Annotated in this window: 26 protein-coding genes and 1 pseudogene; 15 read left to right on the forward strand and 12 right to left on the reverse strand. The window is 63.0% G+C overall.

Annotation, left to right across the window (positions count from 1 at the left end):
• Positions 1-106: 106 nt before the first annotated feature.
• From UP06_RS15585 to UP06_RS15610, 6 genes and pseudogenes are all read right to left on the reverse strand, one after another.
• Positions 107-550, reverse strand: coding sequence for a hypothetical protein (locus UP06_RS15585; protein ID WP_045003623.1), 444 nt, complete (start codon positions 548-550; stop codon positions 107-109).
• 2 nt (positions 551-552) lie between these two features.
• A complete protein-coding gene (locus tag UP06_RS15590) occupies positions 553-831 on the reverse strand; it encodes a hypothetical protein (protein WP_245305490.1) in 279 nt (92 codons plus the stop codon).
• Positions 831-1,123: pseudogene (locus UP06_RS15595) on the reverse strand (MarR family transcriptional regulator); the annotation flags it as partial. The gene UP06_RS15590 and the pseudogene UP06_RS15595, both read right to left, overlap by 1 nt.
• 32 nt (positions 1,124-1,155) lie before the next feature.
• Positions 1,156-2,766, reverse strand: coding sequence for an acyl-CoA synthetase (locus UP06_RS15600; protein WP_045003624.1), 1,611 nt, complete (start codon positions 2,764-2,766; stop codon positions 1,156-1,158).
• 8 nt (positions 2,767-2,774) lie between these two features.
• Positions 2,775-3,914, reverse strand: coding sequence for an epoxide hydrolase family protein (locus tag UP06_RS15605; RefSeq protein ID WP_045003625.1), 1,140 nt, complete (start codon positions 3,912-3,914; stop codon positions 2,775-2,777).
• A gap of 85 nt (positions 3,915-3,999) precedes the next feature.
• Complete coding sequence (locus UP06_RS15610; RefSeq protein WP_045003626.1) at positions 4,000-4,455, reverse strand: GatB/YqeY domain-containing protein; 456 nt, start codon at positions 4,453-4,455, stop codon at positions 4,000-4,002.
• A 232-nt stretch (positions 4,456-4,687) separates the two neighbouring features.
• Between UP06_RS15610 and carA the strand changes: the two genes are divergently transcribed.
• Positions 4,688-5,878 carry a glutamine-hydrolyzing carbamoyl-phosphate synthase small subunit gene (gene carA, locus UP06_RS15615; RefSeq protein WP_045003627.1) on the forward strand — a complete coding sequence of 397 codons (1,191 nt, stop codon included), beginning with the start codon at positions 4,688-4,690 and terminating at the stop codon, positions 5,876-5,878.
• Positions 5,879-6,000: 122 nt separating this feature from the next.
• On the forward strand, positions 6,001-6,525 hold the full coding sequence (locus UP06_RS15620) for a cupin domain-containing protein (protein WP_045003629.1): 525 nt from the start codon (positions 6,001-6,003) through the stop codon (positions 6,523-6,525).
• A gap of 163 nt (positions 6,526-6,688) precedes the next feature.
• Here UP06_RS15620 and UP06_RS15625 read toward each other — a convergent pair whose 3' ends face one another.
• Positions 6,689-7,213, reverse strand: coding sequence for a Dps family protein (locus UP06_RS15625; protein ID WP_045003631.1), 525 nt, complete (start codon positions 7,211-7,213; stop codon positions 6,689-6,691).
• 113 nt (positions 7,214-7,326) lie between these two features.
• On the opposite strand from UP06_RS15625, the gene UP06_RS15630 reads away from it, so the two are divergent.
• Complete coding sequence (locus UP06_RS15630) at positions 7,327-8,028, forward strand: class I SAM-dependent methyltransferase (protein WP_045003633.1); 702 nt, start codon at positions 7,327-7,329, stop codon at positions 8,026-8,028.
• Positions 8,029-8,252: 224 nt separating this feature from the next.
• Here UP06_RS15630 and UP06_RS15635 read toward each other — a convergent pair whose 3' ends face one another.
• Entirely contained in the window at positions 8,253-8,624 is a 372-nt protein-coding gene (locus UP06_RS15635; protein WP_045003634.1) for an ArsR/SmtB family transcription factor, read from the reverse strand.
• A gap of 110 nt (positions 8,625-8,734) precedes the next feature.
• Between UP06_RS15635 and UP06_RS15640 the strand changes: the two genes are divergently transcribed.
• The 3 genes from UP06_RS15640 to greA all read left to right on the forward strand — a co-directional run bounded on the left by UP06_RS15640 (position 8,735) and on the right by greA (position 14,198).
• Positions 8,735-9,904, forward strand: a complete 1,170-nt coding sequence (locus UP06_RS15640) for an MFS transporter (RefSeq protein ID WP_045003635.1) — start codon at positions 8,735-8,737, stop codon at positions 9,902-9,904.
• A gap of 143 nt (positions 9,905-10,047) precedes the next feature.
• Positions 10,048-13,512 (forward strand): carbamoyl-phosphate synthase large subunit, encoded by a 3,465-nt coding sequence (gene carB, locus UP06_RS15645; RefSeq protein WP_045003636.1) that lies wholly within the window; start codon positions 10,048-10,050, stop codon positions 13,510-13,512.
• A gap of 212 nt (positions 13,513-13,724) precedes the next feature.
• Entirely contained in the window at positions 13,725-14,198 is a 474-nt protein-coding gene (gene greA / locus UP06_RS15650) for a transcription elongation factor GreA (protein ID WP_045003638.1), read from the forward strand.
• Between the two features lie 324 nt (positions 14,199-14,522).
• Here greA and UP06_RS15655 read toward each other — a convergent pair whose 3' ends face one another.
• Positions 14,523-15,002 (reverse strand): Lrp/AsnC family transcriptional regulator, encoded by a 480-nt coding sequence (locus tag UP06_RS15655; protein ID WP_045003640.1) that lies wholly within the window; start codon positions 15,000-15,002, stop codon positions 14,523-14,525.
• A gap of 266 nt (positions 15,003-15,268) precedes the next feature.
• On the opposite strand from UP06_RS15655, the gene trxB reads away from it, so the two are divergent.
• From trxB to UP06_RS40825, 5 genes are all read left to right on the forward strand, one after another.
• Complete coding sequence (gene trxB, locus UP06_RS15660; protein ID WP_045003642.1) at positions 15,269-16,234, forward strand: thioredoxin-disulfide reductase; 966 nt, start codon at positions 15,269-15,271, stop codon at positions 16,232-16,234.
• Between the two features lie 5 nt (positions 16,235-16,239).
• Positions 16,240-17,163 (forward strand): LysR family transcriptional regulator, encoded by a 924-nt coding sequence (locus UP06_RS15665; RefSeq protein ID WP_045003643.1) that lies wholly within the window; start codon positions 16,240-16,242, stop codon positions 17,161-17,163.
• A gap of 447 nt (positions 17,164-17,610) precedes the next feature.
• Entirely contained in the window at positions 17,611-18,582 is a 972-nt protein-coding gene (locus UP06_RS15670) for a 4-hydroxy-tetrahydrodipicolinate synthase family protein (protein WP_045003645.1), read from the forward strand.
• A 227-nt stretch (positions 18,583-18,809) separates the two neighbouring features.
• A complete protein-coding gene (locus tag UP06_RS40820) occupies positions 18,810-19,031 on the forward strand; it encodes a hypothetical protein (protein ID WP_156162993.1) in 222 nt (73 codons plus the stop codon).
• Positions 19,032-19,163: 132 nt separating this feature from the next.
• On the forward strand, positions 19,164-19,310 hold the full coding sequence (locus tag UP06_RS40825; RefSeq protein WP_156162994.1) for a hypothetical protein: 147 nt from the start codon (positions 19,164-19,166) through the stop codon (positions 19,308-19,310).
• 74 nt (positions 19,311-19,384) lie between these two features.
• On the opposite strand, the gene UP06_RS15675 is transcribed toward UP06_RS40825, so the two are convergent.
• The gene (locus UP06_RS15675; RefSeq protein WP_045003647.1) at positions 19,385-20,062 is read right to left on the reverse strand and encodes an AAA family ATPase; all 678 of its coding nucleotides are present in this window, start codon (positions 20,060-20,062) and stop codon (positions 19,385-19,387) included.
• 426 nt (positions 20,063-20,488) lie between these two features.
• A complete protein-coding gene (locus UP06_RS15680) occupies positions 20,489-20,845 on the reverse strand; it encodes a hypothetical protein (protein WP_045003649.1) in 357 nt (118 codons plus the stop codon).
• Between the two features lie 435 nt (positions 20,846-21,280).
• Here UP06_RS15680 and UP06_RS15685 point away from each other — a divergent pair, with 435 nt between their 5' ends.
• From UP06_RS15685 to UP06_RS15695, 3 genes are all read left to right on the forward strand, one after another.
• On the forward strand, positions 21,281-22,225 hold the full coding sequence (locus UP06_RS15685) for an AEC family transporter (RefSeq protein WP_045003650.1): 945 nt from the start codon (positions 21,281-21,283) through the stop codon (positions 22,223-22,225).
• A gap of 204 nt (positions 22,226-22,429) precedes the next feature.
• The gene (locus tag UP06_RS15690) at positions 22,430-22,897 is read left to right on the forward strand and encodes a mobile mystery protein A (protein WP_045003651.1); all 468 of its coding nucleotides are present in this window, start codon (positions 22,430-22,432) and stop codon (positions 22,895-22,897) included.
• Positions 22,894-23,496: a mobile mystery protein B gene (locus tag UP06_RS15695; protein WP_045003653.1), complete on the forward strand. Its 603-nt coding sequence runs from the start codon at positions 22,894-22,896 to the stop codon at positions 23,494-23,496. The genes UP06_RS15690 and UP06_RS15695 overlap by 4 nt, the downstream gene beginning before the upstream one ends.
• A gap of 138 nt (positions 23,497-23,634) precedes the next feature.
• Here UP06_RS15695 and UP06_RS15700 read toward each other — a convergent pair whose 3' ends face one another.
• Positions 23,635-25,437, reverse strand: coding sequence for a caspase family protein (locus UP06_RS15700; protein ID WP_045003654.1), 1,803 nt, complete (start codon positions 25,435-25,437; stop codon positions 23,635-23,637).
• Positions 25,438-25,980: 543 nt separating this feature from the next.
• Between UP06_RS15700 and UP06_RS41515 the strand changes: the two genes are divergently transcribed.
• Positions 25,981-26,151 carry a hypothetical protein gene (locus UP06_RS41515; RefSeq protein WP_197087263.1) on the forward strand — a complete coding sequence of 57 codons (171 nt, stop codon included), beginning with the start codon at positions 25,981-25,983 and terminating at the stop codon, positions 26,149-26,151.
• The last annotated feature ends 18 nt before the right edge of the window (positions 26,152-26,169 follow it).

The following is a 26,169-nucleotide window of genomic DNA, read 5'->3' on the forward strand; positions in this document are numbered from 1 at the left end:
CACCGGATCGACCTTGCCCGAGATGGGCCTCAGCCTCCTCCCTCACGCGATCTTCGTTGGGCGGTCAGCAGATACCGCCATTCCTTCACCTCAAGCGCCGCGCTTGTCAGGGGTGCGAGACGAGCAGGAGCGCCACACCAAGATTGGCCATGCACAGAACCGCGTCGATGACGAAGATCCTGAGCATTGGCCCCTTCAGCACGGGCCAGTAGGCCACTCCGACGCGCCCTCCGCGCATCAGGACGGGCAAGTTATAGGCGAACTGGCTGAAATGGCAGGTAGCAAAGAACAGGAACAGCACAAGCTGCGCTTCGATCGGCTGGAAGAAGGACGGACGAGCTCCCAGAAGATAGAGCGACAAGAGCCCGATGGGCAGATTGATCCCGCCCAGGAACGCCACGCTGGCCGCCAAGGTCGGCGCGATCGGATTGCCGCGCTCCTCCCGTGGCAGCAATATTTTCAGCGTGTTGCGTTGGGCAATGCTGAACTGGACGAATGCGCCGCCGAACCAGAGCGCGTTGAGAAGCAGTACGAAATCCGAAAGGCGCATGACTATTTTCCGTAGAAGGCTTCGCTGCGCACCACGCGGCCGGCATCGTCAAAATCCATGAACTCGCTGGCGCGCGTGTCGTTCAGTTGCCACCACACCGTCAATCGCGCGATCCTGTCGTCCCAGCTCCAGTTCAGGATCTTCAGGTCGGCACTCTCGACGTGACCATAGGCTCTCCGCCAATAGGCACGGATGTTTTCGGCGCCCGTGACGATGGGGGAATCGGTCAGCTTCAGCGCGAGAGGGCTGCGCATCTCCGCATTGTCGGCAAGATGTGCCACGACCGCTTCGACGTCAGGAGCTTGCGCTCCAGCAGCAGGTTGAGCGGCCTGTTCAACGCCTGCTTGGAAGGATCTCGATCAGCGAACCGATCGCGATATCGGGCCGGCGCGCCACCACGTAAAGGATGCGATGGTGCGGCCGCGACAGGCCTTGCTTCGCAAGATACGCATCGGCCTCCAGCGTCATCCCGCGCCAGCCGTAATACATGAGCTCCAGCGCCGCATCCAAATCATGCAGCTTCTTGAGTGAGGCGCGGTGAAGCCCCGCGGCTTGAGAGGCAGTTTTTTGCATGAGCTGACCGCGTCGAATCTGGCGAAGAGAAGCTACCCTAGCGCCCGCAGCTCGCGCCGCAACACCTTCCCCGTCGCCGTCATCGGCAGAGTCTCGGCAAACTCGACGAAGCGTGGATACTCGTGGGCGGCGAGCTGCACCTTCACGAACTCCTGGATCTCCCGCGCGAGTGCGTCGCTGCCGGTAAAGCCGGGGCGCAGCACGATCCAGGCCTTGATCGACTCGGTGCGGATCGGATCGGGGATACCGACCACCGCGGCCATCGCCACCGACGGATGCTTCATAAGGGTATGCTCGATCTCGGATGGGCCGACGCGGTAGCCGGCGGTGGTGATGACGTCGTCCTCGCGGCTGACGTACCAGAAATAGCCGTCCTCGTCCTGCACGCCGAGATCACCGGTGAGCAAGAACTCGCCGGCATATTTCTTCGCCGTCGCTTCTGGATTGCGCCAGTATTCGATCATGGTGACGGGACACGGCTGGCGCACGCCGATGATGCCGCGCTGGCCCGTGGGCAGCTCCTCGCCCTTGTCGTTGACGATGCGAACATCGAAACCCGGCGTCTCCTTGCCCATCGAGCCCGGGCGGATCGGAAACAGGTTCGAGTTGCTGCCGATCACGAGATTGCACTCGGTCTGGCCAAACACTTCGTGCGCATCGATGCCGAAGGTCTCGCGCACCCAGCCCAACAATTCGCCGCCGAGCGATTCACCGCCGGTAAAGATGCTGCGCAGCTTGACGCCGGAATGCTTCACGCCGGCCTGCCGCATCAGCTTCAGTGCAGTCGGCGGCAGGAAGACGTTGCGGACGCCGAGATCGGCCATCATCTGCATCGCCGCCTGCGGCTCGAATTTTCGCGCGCGATGACCGACCAGGGGGATGCCGTGGTACCAGAAAGCGAAGAGACCGTTGACGAGACCGCCGATCCAGGCCCAATCCGCCGGCGTCCACATGAGGTCGTCGGGCCGCGGCAGGAAGTTGTGGCACATCTCGACATTGGGCAGATGACCGAGCACGACGCGATGCGCGTGCAGCGCGCCCTTCGGATTGCCGGTCGTGCCCGAGGTGTAGATGATCAGCGCGGGATCGTCGGCCGAGGTGTCGACGCTTGCGAAGTCTTCCGAGGCGGTTTCGATCGCCGACCAGAACGGTTTTGCGCCGGCGTGAACGGCGCCGCTCGTGACGTAGATCTCTTGCAGGTAGGGCAACCGGTCGCGGACCTTTGTGAGCTTCTCCCAGCCGGCCTCATCGGTGATGATCGCCCTGGCTTGTGAATTCGACAGTCGGAATTCCAGCGCGTCCTCGCCGAACAGTGCGAACAGCGGGACCGAGATCATTCCGGAACGAAACGCGGCGAGATGCGCGATCGGCAATTCCAGGGACTGCGACAGGAACACGGCGACACGATCTCCGCGCGCGAGCCCATCGGCCTTCAGCACATTGGCAAAGCGCCGCGACATCTCCGCGACCTCGTCGAACGAGGTGCGGGTGATGGCGCCGTTCTCGTCGACATAGACCAGCGCGAGGCGGTCGGTGCCGTCGGCGTGGCGGTCGCAGCACGCTTCCGCCATGTTGAAGCGCGCCGGGACGTCCCAGCGGAAGTTGCGATAGAGTTCGTCGTAGGTTGCGGCTTCGGTCAACATGGCTTGGCTCACCGCACGGTCGCAAAGAACTTGCGGACCTCGCCGACATACAGCTCCGGCTGCTCGAATGCAGCGAAATGCCCGCCCTTCTCCATCTCGCTCCAATGCGTGATGTTGGGGAAGTTCGGCTCCATCCAGCGCCGCACCGGCGTGATGATCTCCTTGGGGAACACGGCGACGCCGGTCGGCACCTTCACGAGCGGCGTCGTCCGGCGCTTGCCGAAGCTCTCCCAATAGAGCCGTGCCGAGGAAGTCGCCGTCTCCGTCACCCAATAGAGCATGACGTTGTCGAGCAGTTCGTCCTTGTTGAAGATATTTTCGGGATGGCCGTTGCAATCGGTCCAGGCCCAGAACTTTTCCAGGATCCAGGCCGCCTGCCCGCTCGGGGAATCCGTCAGCGCGTAGCCGAGCGTCTGCGGCCGCGTCGATTGCTGCTTGGAATAGCCGGAATCGAGATCGACATAATGCTTGAGGCCGGCGAGTGCGCGCTTTTCTTCCGGCGTCGGCTCGCCTTCGACCTTCGGCGCTGCGCTGAACGCGAGCGTGATGTGGATGCCGGCGCAATGCTCGCCGTCCTGCATGCCGAGCGAGGTCGTCACCGCCGAGCCCCAGTCGCCGCCTTGCGCGCCGTACCTGATATAGCCGAGCCGGTCCATCAGCTTCGCCCAGGTCGCGGCGATGCGGTCGACGCCCCAGCCGGTGGTCGTGGGTTTGGCGGAGAAGCCGAAGCCCGGCAATGAGGGGCAGATCACGTGGAAGGCATCCGCGGGATTGCCGCCATGCGCGGCCGGATCGACCAGCGGCGCGATCACCTTCTGGAATTCGACGATCGAGCCGGGCCAGCCATGGGTGATGATCAGCGGCAGTGCGGACGGTTCTTTCGACCGCACGTGCAGGAAGTGGATGTCGAGCCCGTCGATCTCGGTGGTGAACTGCGCGAAGCGATTGAGTTTAGCCTCACGCGCCCGCCAGTCGTAGCCATCAGCCCAGTAGCCGCAGATCTCTCGGATCCATGTCAACGGCGCGCCCTGGCTCCAGTCATCGACCAGCTCCGCCTCCGGCCAGCGCGTGCGGGCAAGACGCGATTTGAGATCGGTGAGGATGCCGTCGCCGATGGCGATGCGGAACGGTTTGATGGCGCCGGTCATCGTTGCCTCCCGATTTTTCTTGTCGAAGAGAGTAGACCGAATAGGCGCGGTATCAAAGATGCCCATCCTCCCCTAGGGGAAGACGCTAACCCGTCAGCGCCGCCTTCACCAATCCGCTGGCCTTGCCAAAGTCCATCTGCCCGGCGTACTTCGCCTTCAGCGCAGCGATCACCTTCCCCATGTCCTTCATGCCGCCCGCGCCGGTCTCGGCGATGATCTCCGAGATCGCCTTCTTCACATCGTCATCCGACATTTGCTTCGGCAGGTACGCCGAGATCACCGCGATCTCCTCGCGCTCCTGGGCGGCGAGCTCAGCGCGGCCGCCCTTGTCGTAGAGCTCGACCGATTCCTGGCGCTGCTTGATCATCTTCTGGAGCACGGCCAGCAGGTCGGCGTCCGACAGCGGCGGCTTGCCGTTGCCGCGCGCCTCGATGTCGGCGTTCTTGATGGTCGAGTTGACCATGCGCAGCGTGGAGAGCTTGCGCTCCTCCCTGGCCTTCATGGCCTCCTTGACTGCATTGTTGATGTCGTCGCGCAACATGATCGTGATCCTCTCAATCCATTGCGCCTGATCTAAGCCGTTTGCGGCAAAGAGGCCATACCGGCCCCGTCGCGCTGCGGTTCATTGTTTCCGATCCGGCCGCCGAAACTGCGCAAAAATTACCTGTTCCAGCTTAAGTGCCTGAGGACACCTGTCAAATATGCAAAAACGCATGTGAATCCGGCCTTTCCCGCTTTGACGGCGGCGCCTGCCGGGACTATGAACCGGGCTCATGACACAACATGACAACGATACCGCTTGGCCGGACCACAAACCGACCGCGCTCCTCGTGCTCGCCGATGGCACGGTGCTCGAAGGCTTTGGTCTCGGCGCCGAAGGCCATGCCGTCGGTGAAGTCTGCTTCAACACCGCCATGACCGGCTATGAGGAGATCCTCACCGATCCCTCCTATGCCGGGCAGCTGATCACCTTCACCTTCCCGCATATCGGTAACGTCGGTACCAACGAGGAAGACATCGAGACGGTGAACATGGCCGCGACGCCCGGTGCGCGCGGCGTGATCCTGCGCACCGCGATCACCGATCCCTCGAACTACCGCGCCACCAAGCATCTCGACGCGTGGCTGAAGGCGCGCGGCATCATCGGCCTCTCCGGCATCGACACAAGGGCGCTGACCTCGTTGATCCGCAGCAAGGGCATGCCCAACGCGGTGATCGTGCACGCCAAAGACGGCGAGTTCGACCTGCACGGCCTCAAGGAAGAGGCGCGCGAATGGCCGGGCCTCGAGGGCATGGACCTCGTGCCGATGGTCACCTCCGGCCAGCGCTTCACCTGGGACGAGACGCCGTGGCTCTGGGAGAAGGGCTTTGGCCGGCAGGACAAGACGGAGTTCAACGTTGTCGCCATTGACTACGGAATCAAGCGCAACATTTTGCGCCTGCTCGCCGGCGTCGGCTGCAAGGTGACGGTGGTGCCGGCGACGACCTCGTCCGAAGACATCCTGGCGATGAAGCCGGACGGCGTGTTCCTGTCCAACGGACCGGGCGATCCGGCCGCGACCGGCAAATATGCGGTGCCGGTGATCAAGGACGTGATCAAGTCGGGCACGCCGACGTTCGGAATTTGCCTCGGCCACCAGATGCTCGGCCTCGCTGTCGGCGCGAAGACGAAGAAGATGCATCAGGGCCATCACGGCGCCAACCATCCCGTGAAGGACGAGACCACCGGCAAGGTCGAGATCACCTCGATGAACCACGGCTTTGCCGTGGACGAGAACACGCTGCCGAAGGGCGCAACGCAGACCCACATCTCGCTGTTCGACGGCTCCAATTGTGGCATCCAGCTCGACGGCAGGCCGGTGTTCTCGGTGCAGTACCACCCCGAAGCATCGCCTGGCCCGCGCGACTCGCACTATCTGTTCCAGCGCTTTGCGGACCTGATGCGGCAGAAGAAGAGCGCGTAAGCCGCGCTCTCTCGCAACTGGTTTCACATAAGGCCCGGGCTTCGTTCCCGGGCTTCTTCGTTTAGGGAACGTCGTCTCACGCCTTTCGTTGATCCCCTGCTACGCTCACGCAGGAGCCCATCATGTCCGTCGTTCGCGACAAAGCCGAGCCGCTCGCCATCGTGTTCGAGGACGATGGGCTCGTGCCGAACAACGTCATTCCGTTCCTCGTTTACCAAGGTGCGGTGAAGCTCGATCCGAAGCATCCGGAAGAGACCATCGAGCAATTGTTCGGCGCGAACGGCTGGGGCGGGATGTGGCGCAACGGCGTCTACAACTATCTGCACTATCACGCGACGGTGCATGAGGTGCTCGGCGTCGCGCGGGGCCACGCCCGCGTCCGCTTCGGCGGCGATCATGGGGAGGCGCTGGAGATCAAGGCAGGTGACGTCGCGATCCTGCCGGCCGGCACCGGCCACCAATGCATCAAAGCGAGCGATGATTTCTGCGTGATCGGCGCCTATCCGCCGGGATCGAAGATGGAGATCACGCGGGCAACGCCGGAGAATCATGCCAAGGCGCTGAAGACGATTCCGAAGGTCGCGTTGCCGCCGGCCGATCCGGTGACGGGCAAGGATGGCGCGTTGATGCGGTTGTGGCGGCCTTAAAGCGCGAGTGCCGTAGGGTGGGCAAAGCGACTTGTCCGCCGTAGCTCGAAGAGCGAAGGCGGAAGCGTGCCCACCATTCATCCGCGATTGACGACAGCCAAATGGTGGGCACGGCGCGCGAAGAGCGCGCCTTTGCCCACCCTACGCAGCGTGCCATCGGCCCTTACGCCTCGTTGCCGCCTTCCTGGCGGGTGGCTTCGAACAGGAACCAGGTGCGGCGCTCGGTGTCGTCGATGAAGTTTTCGAGGATGCTGGCGCTGGCGACGTCGCCGGCGTCGTCGCAGACCTCATGGGCCTTCCGCATCGCAGCCGCAACATGCTTGTTGTCCTGCATCAGCTCGCGCAGCATTTCGCGCGGCGGAACGTAGTCCTCATTGTTGTCCTTGATGGTCTGGAGCTTGGCGACCTGGCCAATAGACTTCAGCGTCGTGCCGCCGATCTTGCGGACGCGTTCGGCAAGCTGGTCGGTGGTGGCGAAGATCTGGTCCGACTGCTCGTCGAGCAGCAGGTGATAATCGCGAAAGTGCCGGCCGCTGATGTGCCAGTGGAAATTCTTGGTCTTCAGATACAGCGCGAACGAGTCGGCCAGAAGCACGTTGAGCGCCTCCGAAACCTTGTTGACCGCCTGGGGCGACAGATCGGTGGGCGTATCGAGGTCGGGCGAGACCTTGCTGGGGGCTTTGCTCACGGGAAACCTTCCTGTTAGGACGCGGACATTGACGGCGCGCCGTCGCACCCCTAACGCAGGCGGGCAGCGCCGGTTCCTTTGCCGGAACCGTTTGGCCGGGGCCCTCGGATACCATGGACGATTGGATTGATTATTACGACTCGACGCACACGATCTATGTCAGCAAGCTGCATCGCGATTTGCACTTTCAGATCATCGCGCGAGACATCATCGGCTACATCACCTCGCCCGAGGCGACCGTGCTGGACTATGCCTGCGGCGAGGCGCTGTCGGCGAGCCAGGTGGCGGCGGCCTGCGGCAAGCTGATTCTGGCTGAGCCGGCGCCGGGCGTGCGCGGCCGGCTGATCTCGCGGTTTGCCCCCAATACAAAGATCCGCGTCCGCTCGCTCGACGACGTGCGGAAAATGCAGGAGCAATCCATCGACCTCGTCGTGATGAACTCGGTCGCGCAATATATGACATCGACCGAACTCGATGGCGCGCTGCTCAACATCCGGCGCATCCTGAAGCCGTCCGGCAAGCTGGTGCTCGGCGATATCCTCCAACCCCATGTCGGCATGGGCCGCGACGTGACGGCGCTGCTCAGCTTCGGCCTGCGTCACGGCTTCCTCAAGGACGCGCTGGTCGGGCTGGTCAGCACCGCGCTGTCAGATTACCGTCATCTGCGCTCGCGCATCGGGCTCCAGCGCTACAGCGAGGACGAGATCGCCGCCAAGCTGAAGGCGGCAGGCTTCGCGGCGCAACGCGCCAACACCAATATCGGCCACAACCGCTGGCGCATGACCTTCATCGCAAGGCCGCCGCTCGTCCGTTAAGCTTAACAATTGGCTGAGGTGGCTTGTCGCACCCCGATCGGCAATGATCTCTGCGGCCCGGTGGCGGAAAGCGTCCACGCGAGAGCAGTGCATCGCTCTTTATCCTGGTTCAAATCCAGGCCGGGTCTCCAGCCTTCGCGGCTAACGCCGCTTCGGCTCGGCAGGCCCTATCGTGGCGAAGGCTGCCGCGGCGAAGGGCGAAGCCGGGCTCGGCTCGGCAGGCCCTAGTCCATCTCAACCACATCGAACTCGGCGACAAGCTGAAGCCTATCGGCGTCCTTGGCCGCGGATTTGATCACGGCATCGAGCAGGCCTGGGAAGCGCGCCTCCAGATCCTCCCGACGCAGCCGCATCAGGCGGCTGGTGCCGACGATGCGCGTCTGCATCAAGCCGCATTCGCGCAACTTGGCGAAGTGGTAGGCGAGGTTCGACTTGCCGCTGAGCGCGTTGAAGTCGCCGCAGCGGAGCTCGCTGCTGACACGTTCCTGCTGGGCGAGCTGGTACACGATCGCCAACCGGGTCGGATCGCTCAGGCAATCCAGGACCATCGGCAGCTCGATCTGCTCGCGGGTGGGATGATGCGGCGTGCGGCTCATGGTGCAGTTATAGCAACACAGCCCATATGTTCAATAGTTCTTGAACTAATTGACATTGGAAGCCCGTTACTCGATAGTTCAATAAACATTGAACATAGGAATGGCTGATCATGAGCGTGTTCTGGCTGGCGGTGGCGGCGTTTGCGATCGGGACGGAAGCCTTTGTCATTGCAGGGCTGTTGCCGACGATCGCGGCGGATCTGCAGATTTCGGTGCCGGCTGCCGGGCAGTTGGTCAGCGTCTACGCGCTCACCTACGCCGTGGGGTCGCCGATCCTCGCGGTGACCCTCAACAATATCGACCGCCGCACCGTGCTGACGCTGGCTTTGTCGACCTTCATCGCCGGCAATCTGCTGGCGGTGGTCGCGTCCGGGTTCGCACTGCTGCTGGCATCGCGGATGCTGATGGCACTTGGCGCTGGCCTGTGCATGCCGACAGCGCTCGGTGTCTCCGTGGCCGTCGCCTCCCCTGAACGGCGCGGCCGCGCCGTGGCGCTGGTCACCTCCGGCCTCACCATCGCAACCGTTATCGGTGTTCCCCTCGGCAATTGGATCGGCAGCCTGTTCGGCTGGCGCGCGACATTCGCCATGGTCGCACTGCTCGGCGCAATCGCGCTGGCGGGCCTGCTTTTTGGGCTCCCGCGAGGTCTGCCCAAAAGCACAGCCTCGCTCGCCGAGCGGCTGGCCGTGGCGCGTCACAGCAATGTCCTGATCGTGCTTGTCATCACGATATTATGGGCGCTCGGCGGCTTCACCATGTTCACCTATTTTGCCGTCCCGCTGCGCGGTCTCGGCTTCGACGCCTCGCACATCAGCCTCGCGCTCCTGGTCTTCGGCGCGGCCGCCGCGATCGGGAACATGCTCGGCGGCCTGTTGGCCGACCGGTTGGGCACCATCGCCACGGGGGCACTCGGCCTGACTGGCATGGCGAGCGCGCTTTTCCTGCATTCGCTGGTGCTGAAATTCCTCCCTGACCAGGCGCATTATGCGATCCTGGGCCCGATCTTCCTCCAGGGCATTTCGGGCTGGGCGTTCTATCCGGCCCAAGTCGCCAGCATCATTCGGATCGACCCGAAGGCCTCGATGGTCGCGCTCTCGCTCAACGCCTCAGCCATGTATCTCGGCTTTGCGATCGGGGGCGCCCTGGGCGGTGCCGTGCTTGCGGCATGGAGCCCGGCCGATCTCGGCTGGGTCGGTGGATTGAGCGTTTCGGCAGCCCTTCTGGTGCACCTCGCCCGTGGCTGGCAGGTGCGGCCAAAACCCGTCAAAATTGCCGGTTGATTGGCATTTTTCGGGGTTTCGCCGCCCCGGAAACTGGTCTAAGACCCACCCGCGCGCGAGGGACACCACCGCGCTCTCGGCTCAAGGGGACGCGCGGTAGCGCGCCCTTTTTTTGTGCCCAAATTCCACTTCGGCGAGAGTTGATGCCCAAACGCACAGACATCACCACCATCCTGATCATCGGCGCCGGTCCCATCGTGATCGGCCAGGCCTGCGAGTTCGACTATTCGGGCACGCAGGCGGTGAAGACGCTGAAGGAAGAGGGCTATCGCATCGTCCTCGTCAATTCCAACCCGGCCACCATCATGACCGACCCGGAATTGGCCGATGCGACCTATATCGAGCCGATCACGCCCGAGATCGTCGCCAAAATCATCGAGAAGGAACGTCATGTCATTCCCGGCGGCTTCGCGCTGCTGCCGACCATGGGCGGACAGACCGCGCTGAACTGCGCGCTGTCGCTGCGCCGGCAGGGCACGCTGGAGAAGTTCGACGTCGAGATGATCGGCGCCACGGCAGATGCGATCGACAAGGCCGAGGACCGCCAGCTTTTCCGCGAGGCCATGACCAAGATCGGGCTTGAGACGCCGAAGTCGCGGCTCGCCAACGCCTCCTCCCTGAAGAAATCCTTCCGCGACAAGTACCAGGCCGAGCGCGCGAAGCTGACGGGTGCCGCGCTCGAGGAACTCGAGCGGCAATGGACGCTCGGCGAAAGCGACCGGCGCAAGCGCTACCAGGAATATGCGCTCGGCCAGGCGCTGATGGCGCTCTCCGAGATCGGCCTGCCCGCGATCATCCGCCCGTCCTTCACGATGGGCGGCACCGGCGGCGGCATCGCCTACAACAAGGAAGAGTTCCTCGACATCATCGAGCGCGGCCTCGACGCGTCTCCCACCAACGAAGTGCTGATCGAAGAATCCGTGCTCGGCTGGAAAGAGTTCGAGATGGAGGTCGTGCGCGACAAGAAGGACAATTGCATCATCGTCTGCTCGATCGAGAACCTCGATCCGATGGGCGTGCACACCGGCGATTCCATCACGGTGGCGCCGGCGCTGACGCTGACCGACAAGGAATACCAGATCATGCGCGACGCCTCGCTGGCGGTGCTGCGCGAGATCGGCGTGGAGACCGGCGGCTCCAACGTGCAATTCGGTGTCAATCCTGAAGACGGCCGCATGGTCGTGATCGAGATGAATCCGCGCGTGTCGCGTTCGTCTGCGCTGGCCTCCAAGGCCACCGGCTTCCCGATCGCCAAGGTGGCGGCCAAGCTCGCGGTCGGCTATACCCTGGACGAAATCGCCAACGACATCACCGGCGGCGCGACGCCGGCCTCGTTCGAGCCCACGATCGACTACGTCGTCACCAAGGTACCGCGTTTCGCCTTCGAGAAATTTCCGGGCGCCTCGCGCACGCTGACGACGTCGATGAAGTCTGTCGGCGAAGTAATGGCGATCGGCCGCACCTTCCAGGAAAGCCTTCAGAAGGCGTTGCGCGGGCTCGAGACCGGCCTCACCGGTCTCGACGAGATCGAGATCGAAGGCCTCGGCCGCGACGACGACAAGAACGCGATCCGCGCGGCGCTCGGCACGCCGACGCCGGACCGGTTGCTCCAGGTCGCGCAGGCGATGCGGCTTGGCTGGTCGAATGACGAGATCTTCAACTCGTGCAAGATCGATCCGTGGTTCCTTAGCGAGATGCGCGGCATCGTCGACATGGAAGAGAAGGTCCGGAAGAACGGCCTGCCCGGCAACGCCTTCGCCATGCGCTCGCTCAAGACCATGGGCTTCTCGGACGCGCGGCTTGCGGTGCTGGTGGCAACGACGGAGGCCGAGGTGACTGCGAAGCGTCACGCGCTCGGCGTCCGTCCCGTCTACAAGCGCATTGACACCTGCGCGGCCGAATTCGCCTCGCCCACCGCCTACATGTATTCGACCTATGAGGCTCCGTTCGCGGGCACGCCTGCCGACGAAAGCGCGCCGTCCGACAAGAAGAAGGTCATCATCCTCGGCGGCGGGCCGAACCGTATCGGCCAGGGCATCGAGTTCGACTATTGCTGCTGTCACGCCTGCTTCGCGCTGCATGATGCCGGCTACGAATCCATCATGGTCAACTGCAACCCGGAAACGGTGTCGACCGACTACGACACCGCCGACCGGCTCTATTTCGAGCCGCTCACCGCCGAGGACGTGCTGGAGATCATCGCGAAGGAGCGCACCAACGGCACGCTGCACGGCGTGATCGTGCAGTTCGGCGGTCAGACTCCGCTGAAACTGGCGCGTGCGCTGGAAGCCGCCGAAGTGCCGATTCTCGGCACCTCGCCCGACGCGATCGATCTTGCTGAAGACCGCGACCGCTTCAAGCGCGTGCTCGACAAGCTTCGTCTCAAGCAGCCCAAGAACGGCATCGCCTATTCGGTCGAGCAGGCCCGCTTGGTCGCGACCGATCTCGGCCTGCCGCTGGTGGTGCGCCCGTCCTATGTGCTCGGTGGCCGCGCGATGCAGATCATCCGCGAGGAGAACCAGCTCGGCGATTACCTGCTCGGCACCCTGCCGGAGCTGGTGCCGGCCGACGTCAAGGCGCGCTACCCGAACGACAAGACCGGGCAGATCAACACCGTGCTCGGCAAGAACCCGCTGCTGTTCGATCGCTACCTCTCCGACGCCACCGAGATCGACGTCGACTGCCTCTGCGACGGCAAGGACACCTTCATCGTCGGCATCATGGAGCACATCGAGGAAGCCGGCATCCATTCCGGCGATAGCGCCTGCTCGCTGCCGCCGCACTCGCTCGATGCCAAGATGATCGAGGAGCTGGAGCGGCAGACGCGTGAGCTGGCGCTCGGCCTCGACGTCGTCGGCCTGATGAACGTGCAGTACGCGATCAAGGACGGCGACATCTACGTGCTCGAAGTCAATCCGCGCGCCTCGCGCACGGTGCCGTTCGTCGCCAAGGTGGTCGGCACGCCGGTCGCGAAAATTGCCGCGCGAATCATGGCCGGCGAGAAGCTTGCCGACTTCAAACTGAAGAAGGCCAACTTCAAGCATGTCGGCGTGAAGGAATCGGTGTTTCCGTTCGCCCGCTTCCCCGGCGTCGACACGGTGCTCGGTCCGGAGATGCGCTCGACCGGCGAGGTCATGGGCATCGACCGCTCCTTCGCCGTGGCCTTTGCCAAGAGCCAGCTCGGCGGCGGCACGCGGGTGCCGCGCAAGGGCACGGTGTTCGTCTCGGTGCGCGAGAGCGACAAGACGCGCATCGCCGACGCCGTTCGCGAGCTGCACTCGCTCGGCTTCAAGGTGCTGGCGACATCGGGCACGGCGCGCTTCCTGACCGATGAGGGCATCCCGACCGAGAAAGTGAACAAGGTGCTGGAGGGGCGGCCGCACATCGTCGACGCCATCACCAATGGCGACGTCCAGCTCGTCTTCAACACCACCGAAGGCCCGCAAGCGCTCGCCGACAGCCGCTCGCTGCGGCGCGCGGCCCTCTTGCATAAAGTGCCGTATTACACCACTCTTTCCGGGGCCGTGGCGGCCGCGCAGGGCATCCGCGCCTATCTGGGTGGGGACCTTGAGGTTCGTACCCTGCAGAGCTATTTTTCAGACACCTGATCATTAGCGGCGGCATAGCCTCCGCCAAGTGATTGGTGATGAAGCCACAATGGCCGGAGGAACTGTCCGGTCGCGTGGCAGTTCTGTTCCGTTGCCAAGCCCCTATCTGTCAACATCCGGCGGCCCACGCCTTGGGCCCCGGAAGGCCGACGAATCAAGGTTGCGGGCGCCCATCCGCGTATTGGGGCGCACGACGAAGGACGAGAGAGAAGATGGAAAAGGTTCCGATGACTGCGGGCGGGTTTGCCTCGCTCGGGGAAGAATTGAAGAAGCGCCAGTCCGAGGACCGTCCGCGCATCATCGAGCATATCGCGGAGGCACGCTCTCACGGCGACCTGTCGGAGAACGCGGAATATCATGCCGCGAAGGAAGAGCAGTCCCACAATGAGGGCCGCATCGCCGAGCTCGAGGACAAGCTCGCGCGCGCCGACATCATCGACATCTCGAAATTGTCCGGCGATACCATCAAGTTCGGCGCCACCGTGACGCTGGTGGACGAGGACACCGAGAAGAAGGCGGTGTGGCAGATCGTCGGCGAGGTCGAGGCCGACGCCAAGAAGGGCCGTATCTCCATCACCTCGCCGCTGGCGCGTGCGCTGATCGGCAAGAAAAAGGGTTCAACCGTCGAGGTCGTGGCGCCCGGCGGCGCCAAGGCGTATGAGATCACGAAGGTGGAGTGGCGGTAGGGATTTGCCGCTGCGCGTGATGAGATTTTGAAAAGGCCGTGCGATCCGTGCGGCCTTTTTTGTTTCTGCGTGTTGCTGTGAGGTGGGTGCGCACCCTCTCGACGCGTCATTGCGAGCGAAGCTCCATCACGGTCCCCCGGAGGTGGCCGCTTCTTCAGCGGCCCTCAAGGGCGACGGCCCCGCTGTTGCCTCGCGCTGCTGCATCTCGGCCGTTCATCCTTCGAGGCTCTCCGCACGGCGCGTTGCGCCGCGCGGCTCGCACCTCCAGCGACGAGCGCTACGCGCTCGCGCGGGGATGACGGGACTGACACGCCTGCGGAAGACCTACCTTCGCCCCTTCACATCCAGCGGCACAGCCGCCTCGTATTTCGAATTGTGCAGCACCAGCGACGTCCGCACGTTGCGCACATGGGGAGCTGCGGTCAGGTGGGTCACGAAATCCTGGAACGTCGCCATGTCGGGTGCGACGCATTTCAGGATGAAGTCGACCTCGCCCGACAGCATCCAGCATTCCCGTACCAGCGGCTCGGCGCGGACGAACTCCTCGAAGGCGCGCAAATCGGCCTCGGCCTGGCTGGAGAGGTGCACGGCGGCAAACACCGTGACGTCGAAACCGAGTTTCCGCGCGTCCAGAAGCCCGCGATAGCCCTGGATATAGCCCTCCTCCTCCAGCGCCCGGACCCGGCGCAGGCATGGCGGGGGCGAAATCCCGACGCGCTTGGCCAGCTCGACATTGGTGATTCGCCCGTCGGCCTGGATCTCGGCGAGAATTTTGAAGTCGATCTCGTCTAGGTTCCGCGACACGTGATTGGAACTCCTGGCCTTACGGCGGTATCGGGTGGGTCTGTCGCAATCCTCATAGCCCAGTCTTGGCAGAATGCGCAATTTTATTGCGCGTGCACCGCAATCGACTTTTGTTCCGCGTTGGAAAAATCCGCCGATTGGGAATGCAATTCTTGCATGGCTCACCAGAAGGCTTAGATTAGCTCTGATATTTCAGCGCCTCCGCTAGGCCTCCCGGCACTGTCCGCGCCCGCGCTGCAATCCCCCGGTGAAAGGCGTCCGCTAAAATGTCCGCCCATGTCCATGCAAAGGTCGTCATCATTGGCTCCGGCCCCGCCGGCTACACCGCGGCGATCTACGCCGCGCGGGCGATGCTCGAGCCGATCCTGATCCAGGGCATCCAGCCGGGCGGCCAGCTCACCATCACCACCGACGTCGAGAACTATCCGGGCTTCGCCGACGTGATCCAGGGCCCCTGGCTGATGGAACAGATGGAGAAGCAGGCGGTCCATGTCGGCACCAAGATCGTCACTGACCTCGTGACCAAGCTGGAGACCGGGCAACGGCCGTTCCGCCTCACCTGCGACAGCGGCGACGTCTATCTCGCCGAAACCGTGATCCTCGCCACAGGCGCGCAAGCGCGCTGGCTCGGGCTGCCGTCCGAAGGGAAATTCCAGGGCGGCGGCGTCTCGGCCTGCGCCACCTGCGACGGCTTCTTCTACCGCGGCAAGGAAGTCGTGGTGGTCGGCGGCGGCAATACCGCGGTCGAGGAAGCCCTGTACCTCACCAACCATGCCTCGCAGGTCACCATCGTGCATCGTCGCGATCACTTCCGCGCCGAACGCATCCTGCAGGAGCGCCTGTTCAAGCACCCGAAGATCAAGGTGGTCTGGGACTCCGCCGTCGACGAGATCTGCGGCACCGAGAACCCGAACAAGGTCACCCATGTGCGGCTGAAGAACGTCAAGACCGGTGCGCTTTCGGACGTGAAGACCGACGGCGTCTTCGTTGCTATCGGCCACGCACCGGCGACGGAGCTCGTGAAAGACCAGGTCAAGCTCAAACCGTCGGGCTATGTCGAAGTCGCCCCGAACTCGACCGCGACCTCGGTGCCCGGCCTGTTCGCCGCCGGCGACGTCGCCGACGAAACCTATCGCCAGGCCGTCACGGCCGCAGGCCTCGGCTGCATGGCCGCTCTCGAAGCCGAACGTTTCTTGGCCCTGCGCGCCAGCGAGCGCGCGGCAGCGGAATAAAGATCATGCCTCGAACACGCGACGGATTTACGGATATGGATTGGGACAAGCTGAAGGTGTTTCACGCGGCGGCGGAAGCGGGCAGCTTCACGCATGCCGGCGAGCAGCTTGGTCTGTCGCAATCGGCGGTCTCGCGCCAGGTCTCGGCGCTGGAACAGGAGCTCTCGGTCTCGCTGTTCCACCGCCACGCCCGCGGCCTGATCCTCACCGAGCAGGGCGACCTCTTGTTCCGCACCGCGCATGACGTGTTCATGCAGCTCCAGGCGGCGCGCGCAAAGCTGACCGACAGCCGCGAGCGGCCGAGCGGCGATCTCAAGATCACCACCACGCCCGGCGTCGGCATCAACTGGCTGATCCCGCGCCTCGGCGAATTCACCGCGCTCTATCCGGAGATCCGGATCTCGCTGATCGTCACTGACGAGGAGCTGGATCTGTCGATGCGCGAGGCCGACGTCGCGATCCGTACCCGCAAGCCGACGCAGCCGGATCTCATTCAGCGCAAGCTGTTCGCGATGGGCTTCCACGCCTATTGCTCGCCGGACTACATCAAGCGCTTCGGCACGCCGCGCACGCTGGAAGAGCTCGACGCTCACCGCATCATCACGCTGTCGGACGGCACCTTCGCGCCGCATCTTCAGAACCGCAACTGGCTGGTCGAAGCCGGTCGCAACGGCTCGGGTCCGCGCGAGGCCTATTTCAGGGTGAACAATATCCTTGGCCTGGTGCGCGCCTGTCAGCAGGGCCTCGGCATCGCCGCGCTGCCGGACTATCTGATCGAAGAACAGAGCCGCCTCGTGCAGCTGTTCGGCGAATCGGATTCGATCCAGCTCGATACGTATTTTGTCTATCCGGAAGAGCTGAAGACGGTTGCACGCGTGCAGGTGTTCCGCGACTTCGTGGTGAGCAAGGCGCAGCGCTGGCCTTCCTGATTTCCGCATGTCTGACATGCGACCTCGACGGTTGCTGCATGACGCTTGGCAAGCTCATACTGTTTGGACGCTGAGCCTTCGCGTTGCGCATTTGTCCCCCTCCTCCAGTGGCGCGGGAGTTCAGTAATCCCTCTTGGAAGGTGATTGTGTCGGCCTCACGTGGCCAATACCTTAAGCCGGGCTCTCTTGAGCCCGGCTTTTTTTCGCGCAATTCGGTATTCACCTTCCGCGTGTATTGACAGTTTTGGGCATACCCCGCATCATTTGCAGATGATCACGAAGTCGTGCGCAATCGTCTCGAAAAAAGGCCCCCATTCGGGGACCTCGGATTTTTGCGCGCGCTAACTCGACTTCGTCATCGCAACAAAATCCCGAAAACCCCGCCGCCTGGACGGGGTTTTTTTCATGTGCCCTCCGTCTCAGGTCGCCTTGAGAAGGAGAAGGAACATGACCGACCTACGAACGCATCTACACGGGCTCTGGCTGCCGCTGGTGACGCCGTTTCGGAACGGCCGTCTCGACGAGACGTCGCTGCGGCGGCTGACGCGGCACTACAGCGCACAAGCCGTCGACGGCTTCATCCTCGGGGCAACCTCCGGCGAAGGCATGACGCTGCGGGACGCCGAGCTCGAACGCCTCGTCGCCATCGTGCGCGACGAAATGGCGGCCTGCCGCCGCACCGTTCCGATCTGCCTCGGCCTTTCCGGCGCCGACACCTCGCGGCTGAAGGATCGTCTCGACGAAACTGCGGACTGGCCGATCGACTTCTATCTCGTTGCGAGCCCCTACTACGTTCGACCGTCGCAGCGCGGACTGCTGGCGCATTTCGAAGCGCTCGCCGACCACGCCGCCTGGCCGTTGGCGCTCTACAACATCCCCTATCGCTGCGCGGTCAACATCACCAACCAGACCATGTTGCGGCTTGCCGAGCACCCCAACATCGTCGGCCTGAAGGATTGCGGCGCGAGCCGCGAGCAATCGATCGCATTGCTGCGCGACCGGCCGAAGGGCTTTCGCATGCTCACCGGCGAGGATGCCAATTATCTCGAGGCGCTCATCGACGGCGCCGACGGCGGCATCCTGCTCTCCGCCCATATCGAGACCGCGACCTTCGCTGCCGTCCATGCTGAATTGAAGTGCGGCAACCACGATGCGGCGCTGGCTCGCTGGCAAGAGGTCGCCGAGCTGACGCGCCTGTTGTTCGCCGAACCGAGCCCGGCGCCTGCGAAGTACTGGCTGTGGCGATGCGGCCTGATCGACAGCCCCGAGGTGCGCCTGCCGATGGTGGAAGTGAGCAGCGAGCTCGCAGCCCAACTCGATCGCGAGATCGAACGGAGGCTAGAAAAATCGGCCCATAGGGAATCGTGGATGGCTCCACACCCTGACGGCGGTCTGGCAACGCCTTTCATGCAGACCTGAACATGGATGGGTCGAGGTATATCAGATGTCCGATTGGCTGCGCCGCGATATCGGGCTGACGGAAGATGTCGTGACATCGGTGTGGAACCATGTGGCCGAGATCAGGCGGAAACATACCGGATGGGTTTAGCCGGTTGGCCTTCGCCTCTCCCCGCAAGACCGGGGAGAGGCAGTGCGGCAGCGTGCCCCATGGTTAACCGCGCGCGAACGGCGTTCGCAGGCGCCGCATGACGCATCCACGCCTCGTTTACGCAATGGCGCCTAACGTCCCGCTGCAAAGTCTTCAAACAGGGGGAATGACCATGGGGAATCGCATCCGTCCGACGGCCGCGGAAATCTTCGCGCCCGCCGATCTTTTAAAGGGAATTCTGGTGGTATCGTCGTTCGGCTTCTGGGCCGTGATGCTCGGCTTGATGCCGGTGCTGCTGTTTCGTATCTGGCTTGCCTGATACGACTTCTCACGCGGATGGTTAAACCGAGGTCACAAATGCGCTCAAAATGCGAGCGGAGTTGCGACCCGGAATTTTAAAATATCTTGCCTATCATTCCCGTCCATAAGCGAAGAAATCGCGGGGGCGTTTGTGAATAGTCAGAACGATATGGCGTCGCATTACGACGCCGGACAGCAGGGCTTTAGCACCGGAGACATTCTCTGGGCCGTCGGCATCTGGTCGGTGATCCTGACGCTGTCGCCGGTGATCGTGTTCTACATGCTGATGGTCGCGTAAAGCGCGATGATTCCTGAAACGCAAAACGCGCGGACATCCGCGCGTTTTTCGTCCGGGGAAATGATTGATGAAAATTATGCCGCCTGCTTGTGCATTGCGCCGGATGCCGACGCCGTGCCGCGAATAGCTTTCACTGAACGCTCGATCGCCGCCCACAGCCTTCCAATTTCCTGAGCCGCACGGCTCTCGGCCTGATATTCCCGCGCGCCTTCGCCGTGGCTCAGCGCCATCAGCAGATCCGAACGGTTGGTGATCTGGCCGCCCCACACCGGAGCGCGGAATTTCGCCAGGGCCTCGCGCGCGATCGTGACGATCGGGCTTTCGGCCTCGTCGCGGCGCGCCGGCGCACCATTGAGCACGACCGCGTAGGGCTTGCGCGCCGCGCGGCACATCTGGATGGTTTCCTGCACCGCGTTGACGTCGAACACGCCGGGACGGGCCGGAATGACCACCATGGTGGCGTTCCTGATCGCGTCGTCGACGACGGCCGACAGATTCGGCGGCGTGTCGATCAACACCCATTCATATCCGTCGCGCTTGGCAGCGGAGACGATGCCGCTGACCGAGTTCACCGCAGACTTGATCGGCGGCTCGTTGGTGCCACGCAGCTTGTGCCACAGCGTGAGCGACCCCTGCGGATCCGCATCGACGAGCAGAATGGGCTTAGTCGCCTTGATCTGCGCGGCGAGATGTGCAGCCAGGGTACTCTTGCCCGAGCCGCCTTTACGCGATGCAAAAACAATAACGTTCATACCTCTGGCCTCCAGATTGACCCCAGGCTGCGAAAATGAATCACCGCGCTGATTCGTGAAAGAAAAATTTATCAGGAGTTGCGTCTCAGCCACGAAATAACAAGACGTGTTGGCTTTTGAGTCACACTGACTCGCGCGACGGCAGACACAAACCGTCACGAGGCCCCTTTCACCGGGGCAATCGTGCGTTTTTTGAGCAGCCGCACGGGAAAAAGCGGAATGCAACCTCGCCGGGCAAAGCCTGCCCGGCTTTTTTTTCATCCGATGCGTTCGTAATTGTCGCAGGCGTCCGCGCCAGCACGCGAACAAAAGGAGTCCGGTGGCTGATGCAGCAAATCAAATGCCCGGGAGGATCGATTGGGAAGACGCGCTTCGCGCTTTTGCCGGGCATGACGGAGTTTGGAGAAGGCTCGTGCGAGGCGGCGCTCAGCTGTCTTCGGTCTTTTTCTTCTTGGTCGCCTTCGGCTTGGAGCTCTTCTTGGCAGCCTTGGGCTTGATGTTGGTCGGCGGGCCGGCACGGGTCGCGACCGCCTCGCTTGGCTCCGGTCCCTGCCGGAAGAACGGCCGGCACTGCGGCGACAGCTGCGCCTTCTTCTGGATCATGCAGGCGGTGATGGCATCGACGTTCGGAACGAACTCGCCGCACAGCCGCATCGCGTCCGGCGTGCAGGCCTGCTGCTGCTCCGGCGTATAGGCAAAGCCGGCACCCGGCTGGATCAGCACGGCCAGGGCAACCCCCGAGGCCGCAGCAATCAAAAACTTCCAAGAGCGAAACGCCGGCATGATCCCCCCAAATGTCGAGTCAGCGCGGAGTGTGGGTGAACGGCCGTTCGTTGGCAACCGAGCGGGAAGGCGAAAACCGGGAGCTGTGCGGTCTCGGCAACAGGGCGGTCGGCCTACCGTCTTCTCGGCCGTCATGCCCCGCGCAGGCGGGGCATCCAGTACGCCGCGGCCTCTCGGCCGATCACTACTGCCTCTGGAATACTGGATCCCCCGCTTTCGCGGGGGATGACGGCGGTGGGTGCGGCAACCCGTCCGACAAAAACCGCGAAAACAACCCCATACACAGTAGCCGGGTCACGGCGCGGCCTCGCGAATTTCCACCCGCCTTTGCGGATTTTACGAAGCCGCTTTGACTCGTCGGGCAAAACAGGGGCATGATGCCATCATCGAAAACGCGTGGGGTGGCCAGTCCATATCCCCTTCAATGAGGGTCGCATGGCCACCGTGTTGATCGTCGCGCCGGTGTTTGCCCTGATCGCGGCTGGCTATGCGGCGGTGCTGTTTCGCTTCGTCTCCGAGACCGCGCACAAGGGCATCTCCGAATTCGCCTTCAGCATCGCGATTCCCGCTTTGCTGTTCCGCACCATCGTGGTGTCGGAATTCCCCGATGTCAGCCCCTGGCGAATGTGGGGCGCCTATTACGGCGCGCTCGCCATCATCTGGATCGCGGTGCTGGCGATCTCGGCGCTGCTGCGCGCGCGGCGCGAGGACCGCGAAGACGGCGTCGTGTTCGCGATCGGCTCGGTCTACGGCAACATCGTGATGCTCGGCATTCCCTTGACGCTCTCGGCGCTGGGCAACGAGGCCGCGGGACCGATGGCGCTGATCCTGTCCGTGAACACACCGCTGCTCTGGCTCTGCGGCATCCTGCAAATGGAATGGGTCAGCCGCAAAGACACCGGCTCGGCCCTGTCGGTGATCCGGCCCGTGCTCGCGGATCTCGCGCGCAACCCGCTCATGCTGGGAATCGGTTTTGGCGTGGTCTGGCGCTTCACCGGCCTCGGACTCAATCCCGTCGTCGACCGGACGATCGAGCTATTGGCGCAGGCGGGATCGCCGGCGGCGCTGATCGCGCTCGGCATCAATCTGTTTCGGTTCGAGGTGAAGGGCGAAATGCTGAGTGTCGTCGTGATGAGCGCGCTGAAGCTGCTGGCGATGCCGGCGGTGGCGTTCGTGCTGGTGAAGCTATTGAACCTGCCGCCAGCCGCAGCCGGCGTGATCGTGCTGTTCGCGGCGATGCCGACCGGCGCGAACGCGTATATCTTTGCGGTTCAGTACAAGCGGCTGGTGAACCCGGTGTCGGGCGCGGTGGCGCTGGGCACGCTGCTGGCGGCGGTGACGTTACCGGTGGTGGTGATGATCGTGGCGGGGATGAGGTAGCGCGCACGATGCCCGCCCGGCGCCTCATGCCGGAATACTCGGAAACTGGCCGTTTTTGCGAAGTTTCGGGATTACTGTCCATTTTGGATACTTATTTGTATCCATAGATGCATATTGGGATACGTATAAATATACAAAATATTTGTATTTGGATATCTATAAGTATCCGAAATGGACTTCCATGTAGACGGATGAGTTCGACAAATGAGCGTCAAAACCATCGTTCAGCAGCAGTACCGCAACATCGTCGACAGCGCGGCCGCCAAAATTGCCGGTCTGAAAGCACCGCCGGAAGGTTGGCTGCGCACCGTCCGCAGCGCGCTCGGCATGTCGGGTGCAGACGTCGCAAAGAAAATGGGCGTCACCCGCGCACGCGTTACCACGGCAGAACGCGCCGAACTCACCGGCGGCATCACCCTGAAAACAATGCAGGCGACAGCAGAGGCGATGGGGTGTCGCTTCGTCTACGCGATCATTCCGGCATCAGGAGATGTCGAGGATATCATTACGGCCCAAGCTCGAAAAAAGGCCATGGCCATCGTCGGCACAGCCAGCAAACACATGGCCCTCGAAAACCAGAAACTGCCGGACGACAAAATTGCGCAGGAAGTCGAACGTCTCACCCGCGAGATCGCGCTGGAAATGGCTCCGAAGTTCTGGAGCGATAAATGATCGGGGATCTCCACTATCCCGAGGGAGCGACGCCGCTCGACCCAAACGAGCTTGGCGGGCTGAAGCATAAACACATCACAACGCAAGGCGAACTCGATCACTTGGAACAGGCCAACATCGAGTCCGGCTTGCGTTGGCTTGGTCGACAGAGGGCTCACGTTCTGACCGACAACTTTGCCATCACCTTGCACAAGCGCCTGCTCGGCGACGTCTGGGACTGGGCGGGAACGTTCCGAAAGACTGGAAAGAACATAGGCACCGATCCCATCCGCATCCCCGTCGAGCTTCGAACCCTCATGGATGACGCACAGTATTGGGCTGACAACAAAACCTACTCTCCTTCTGAAGCTGCAATTCGATTGCACCACCGCCTCGTCAAGATTCATCCATTTCCCAATGGTAATGGCAGGCACGCCCGTATCATGGCGGATGCTGTCCTGGACCGCGTCTACACTGCAAAGCCGATCGATTGGGCCGGCGGACATGATCTTCAAAAGATGAATGAGCGGCGCATCGCTTATATCGCGGCTCTGAAGGGCGCGGACCAGGATGACATTGGTCCCTTGATCGCGTTCGTTGGTCCGCGAGATGATCCCTGAAGCGGGATGAGATCGGGATGAATCGTCATCGCGCCTTGTGCGGATCGGTACAAGCGGGCTGGTGACCCCGGTGTCGGGAGCGGTGGCACTGGGGACGCTACTGGGCGGCGGTGACGTTGCCGAAGCTGAAGCTGAACTTCAGTTGCAGACTTCAATGTTGCGCATAAGGGCAGAACCCCAGCTTTCCTTTCTGGCCTCAAGCCGGCATCCTTTTTGGACAGGCCGACAGCCAGCGTTGTTACATACGACTTGTGCCGATGTCTGTGGCTTCGATGGAGCAGCTTCCGTTTTTGCGCGTTCCTGTGGTTCACGCTTCGGCTCCTCGCGCGCAGCGACAGGCTTCTTGTCCGGGATCTTCTCGCATTCACTGTCATCGTTGACGCGGAAGCCGGCCCGGCAGGTGACCTTGACGCAATGATCGCCGTCCGTCCTAAAACCGTGCTCGCAGACCAGCGGGCAGACGCGGCCCTGCTTGGCCTTGATGGCGTCGAGCGCATCAAGGCTCGCGAGCCTGGCATCGAGGCTGGTCCCGGCATTTTTGTTGAACGCGGCCAGCGACCGCTGCGAGGACGCATTCCAGTCACCTTCCGCCAATGTGTCGAGGCAACCAACGCGGCGCAGCTCAAGCTGCACCAGCTTCGTGACCTCCTGCGACGACAGAGTGGGCTGGCTCGGCGGCGGCGCGAGCGTGGCGATGGTCTGCTTGCTTTCGGCGGCTTGTTTCTCAGCCGCCTGCTTCTCGGCGAGCGCCTTGTCCGCGGCCTGCTTGTCCGCGGCTGCCTTCGCGGCAGCGGTTTCGGCATCCTTGCGCTTCTGCTCGGCTGCGGCCGCCCTGGCTTCCTCGAGCTGCTTTGCCTTTTCGGCGGCGAGACGCGCATCCTCGGCCGCCTTCGCGGCGGCAGCCGCCTTTTGCTGCTCGGTGGTCTTGGCGTGCTCGGCGGTGAGACGCGCCTTCTCGTCTTCGGCCTGGCGGGCCTTTTCGGCCGCGTCGGCACGCGTGTCCTCGGCCGCAATCCGCTTCAGCTGTCCTTGTACGAGGCTGGCGTAAAACCCGTCGGGATATTGCGCCAGGAAGGCGGTCCAGACCTCGCGCGTGCCGATCTGCAGCGCCAGCTCGTAGTCGCGGCGCACCGCATCCTGCGGACTGGCCTGCAGTCCGGTCGCGGCCGGCTGGCCGGGCACCAGCGGCACATCATTGCCGCCGAGCGAGCCATATACATAGGGCTCCTGCTTGTAACCGGTATTCTTGAGCACGTCGTCGCGCACGAAGCCGAGCGCCTTGCGCAGATCCAGCCCGGGCGTCGGCAGCCGCTCGACCAGCGCCATCGCGAACGGACTGTTTTTCGCGTCGCCATCCGACGCGGTCGATCCCGCCTTGGCGGCAAAGGCGATCATCGTATTCGGGCTGGACGGTTCGACCTTGGCGAGGCCACGCCCGACAGCGCGGGAGGCGACGGTGCGCCGCATCGACCGGGCGAAAGGATTGTCGCGGCAGGCATCGAGAATGACGAGGCGCAGCTGCCTGGCCGGCTCGATCGCGAACAGCACGCGGTCGAGCGGAAAGGTCTCGTCGAACACGTCGGTATCGGTCTCGAGCGTGGCGTCGGTCGGTATCAGGTAATTGTTGCCGTCGAGCTCAATGCCATGACCGGCGTAATAGATCACCGCGACGTCGGCATCGCGCGTCCTGATGCCGAACTCGCGCAGCGCCTTGCGCATGTCGACCACGTTGAGGTCGAATTTCACATCCACGGTGTCGAACCCGGCCTTGGTGAACATGCCGCCGACCAGCGCGGCGTCATTGGCCGGGTTGGTCAGCTTGGTGACATTCTTATAGGCGGAGTTCCCGATCACCAGCGCAACGCGCTTCTCGGCGAAAGCGGTGCCGCAGCCGAGACAGACAGAGAAAGCCAAAAGGATAAAAAAACGGAGCCCGCGCATGGCTACCCCAAGCGAATATCGGCGGAGAGTAGCTGGAGCGGGCGGGAAGGCAAGCGGGCGGCGGCAATATTGGCGCTATTCGGCTGGAATAACCGATGTCGGGGGCGGTGGCGCTGGTGGCGCTGGGGACGCTGCTGGGGGCAGCGACGTTGCCGGTGGTGGTGATGCTGGTGGCACGCCTGAACTAGCTGGCCCGCCTATCGGCAGGGGCAATCTGTCGGAAGCCTTGCCGATCCGAAGCCTTGCCGATCCGAAGCCTTGGCCGCCGCGGGCGACATTCAAGCGCTTCGGACCGGTGACCAGTGCCCGATCAATGCAATCCCAGAAAGGAGAGAATTGCGCCAACCACGACGACGAGACCGACCAGATAAATAATTCCGTTCATTGCTCAGCTCCCTCAGCGTTGTTTGTCCCTGCTGTAACTGGAAACACCTGGAGCGAAGAAAAGGTCCTCCATGCCGATTGCCGTTTTTTCCCGGATGTAGGAACGAAAGGCCCCCATCCTGCTTCTGAATCCGGAGCTGTCTGGAGAGAGAGGGATCGATGAGCGCCTGGCACCAAATCGCGAGTGCGACAACGACAATTGCATTTTCGATTTGCCTCTTCATCGCCTCGCAGATGTACGTGACGTCTCGCGTCTCCGCTGCCGAATCCGCCACCCTGCACGTCCTGAAACTGCGAAACGCGGGGTATCGCGCGCTGCACGGTCATTGAGCCGGCATGCCACTCGCC

This window comes from Bradyrhizobium sp. LTSP857, from assembly GCF_000938285.1.
Taxonomy (GTDB): Bacteria; Pseudomonadota; Alphaproteobacteria; order Rhizobiales; family Xanthobacteraceae; genus Bradyrhizobium.

Coding starts and splice junctions, on each gene's coding strand:
- carA (WP_045003627.1), top strand. CDS start 4,688: ATGACACAACATGACAACGATACCGCTTGGCCGGACCACAAACCGACC.
- trxB (WP_045003642.1), top strand. CDS start 15,269: ATGTCCGCCCATGTCCATGCAAAGGTCGTCATCATTGGCTCCGGCCCC.
- UP06_RS15665 (WP_045003643.1), top strand. CDS start 16,240: ATGCCTCGAACACGCGACGGATTTACGGATATGGATTGGGACAAGCTG.
- UP06_RS15600 (WP_045003624.1), bottom strand. CDS start 2,766: ATGTTGACCGAAGCCGCAACCTACGACGAACTCTATCGCAACTTCCGC.
- UP06_RS15675 (WP_045003647.1), bottom strand. CDS start 20,062: ATGAACGTTATTGTTTTTGCATCGCGTAAAGGCGGCTCGGGCAAGAGT.
- UP06_RS41515 (WP_197087263.1), top strand. CDS start 25,981: ATGAGCGCCTGGCACCAAATCGCGAGTGCGACAACGACAATTGCATTT.
- UP06_RS15685 (WP_045003650.1), top strand. CDS start 21,281: ATGGCCACCGTGTTGATCGTCGCGCCGGTGTTTGCCCTGATCGCGGCT.
- UP06_RS15695 (WP_045003653.1), top strand. CDS start 22,894: ATGATCGGGGATCTCCACTATCCCGAGGGAGCGACGCCGCTCGACCCA.
- UP06_RS15620 (WP_045003629.1), top strand. CDS start 6,001: ATGTCCGTCGTTCGCGACAAAGCCGAGCCGCTCGCCATCGTGTTCGAG.
- greA (WP_045003638.1), top strand. CDS start 13,725: ATGGAAAAGGTTCCGATGACTGCGGGCGGGTTTGCCTCGCTCGGGGAA.
- UP06_RS15700 (WP_045003654.1), bottom strand. CDS start 25,437: ATGCGCGGGCTCCGTTTTTTTATCCTTTTGGCTTTCTCTGTCTGTCTC.
- UP06_RS15605 (WP_045003625.1), bottom strand. CDS start 3,914: ATGACCGGCGCCATCAAACCGTTCCGCATCGCCATCGGCGACGGCATC.
- UP06_RS15630 (WP_045003633.1), top strand. CDS start 7,327: ATGGACGATTGGATTGATTATTACGACTCGACGCACACGATCTATGTC.
- UP06_RS15680 (WP_045003649.1), bottom strand. CDS start 20,845: ATGCCGGCGTTTCGCTCTTGGAAGTTTTTGATTGCTGCGGCCTCGGGG.
- UP06_RS15690 (WP_045003651.1), top strand. CDS start 22,430: ATGAGCGTCAAAACCATCGTTCAGCAGCAGTACCGCAACATCGTCGAC.
- carB (WP_045003636.1), top strand. CDS start 10,048: ATGCCCAAACGCACAGACATCACCACCATCCTGATCATCGGCGCCGGT.
- UP06_RS15585 (WP_045003623.1), bottom strand. CDS start 550: ATGCGCCTTTCGGATTTCGTACTGCTTCTCAACGCGCTCTGGTTCGGC.
- UP06_RS15635 (WP_045003634.1), bottom strand. CDS start 8,624: ATGAGCCGCACGCCGCATCATCCCACCCGCGAGCAGATCGAGCTGCCG.
- UP06_RS40820 (WP_156162993.1), top strand. CDS start 18,810: ATGACGCATCCACGCCTCGTTTACGCAATGGCGCCTAACGTCCCGCTG.
- UP06_RS15610 (WP_045003626.1), bottom strand. CDS start 4,455: ATGTTGCGCGACGACATCAACAATGCAGTCAAGGAGGCCATGAAGGCC.
- UP06_RS15670 (WP_045003645.1), top strand. CDS start 17,611: ATGACCGACCTACGAACGCATCTACACGGGCTCTGGCTGCCGCTGGTG.
- UP06_RS15640 (WP_045003635.1), top strand. CDS start 8,735: ATGAGCGTGTTCTGGCTGGCGGTGGCGGCGTTTGCGATCGGGACGGAA.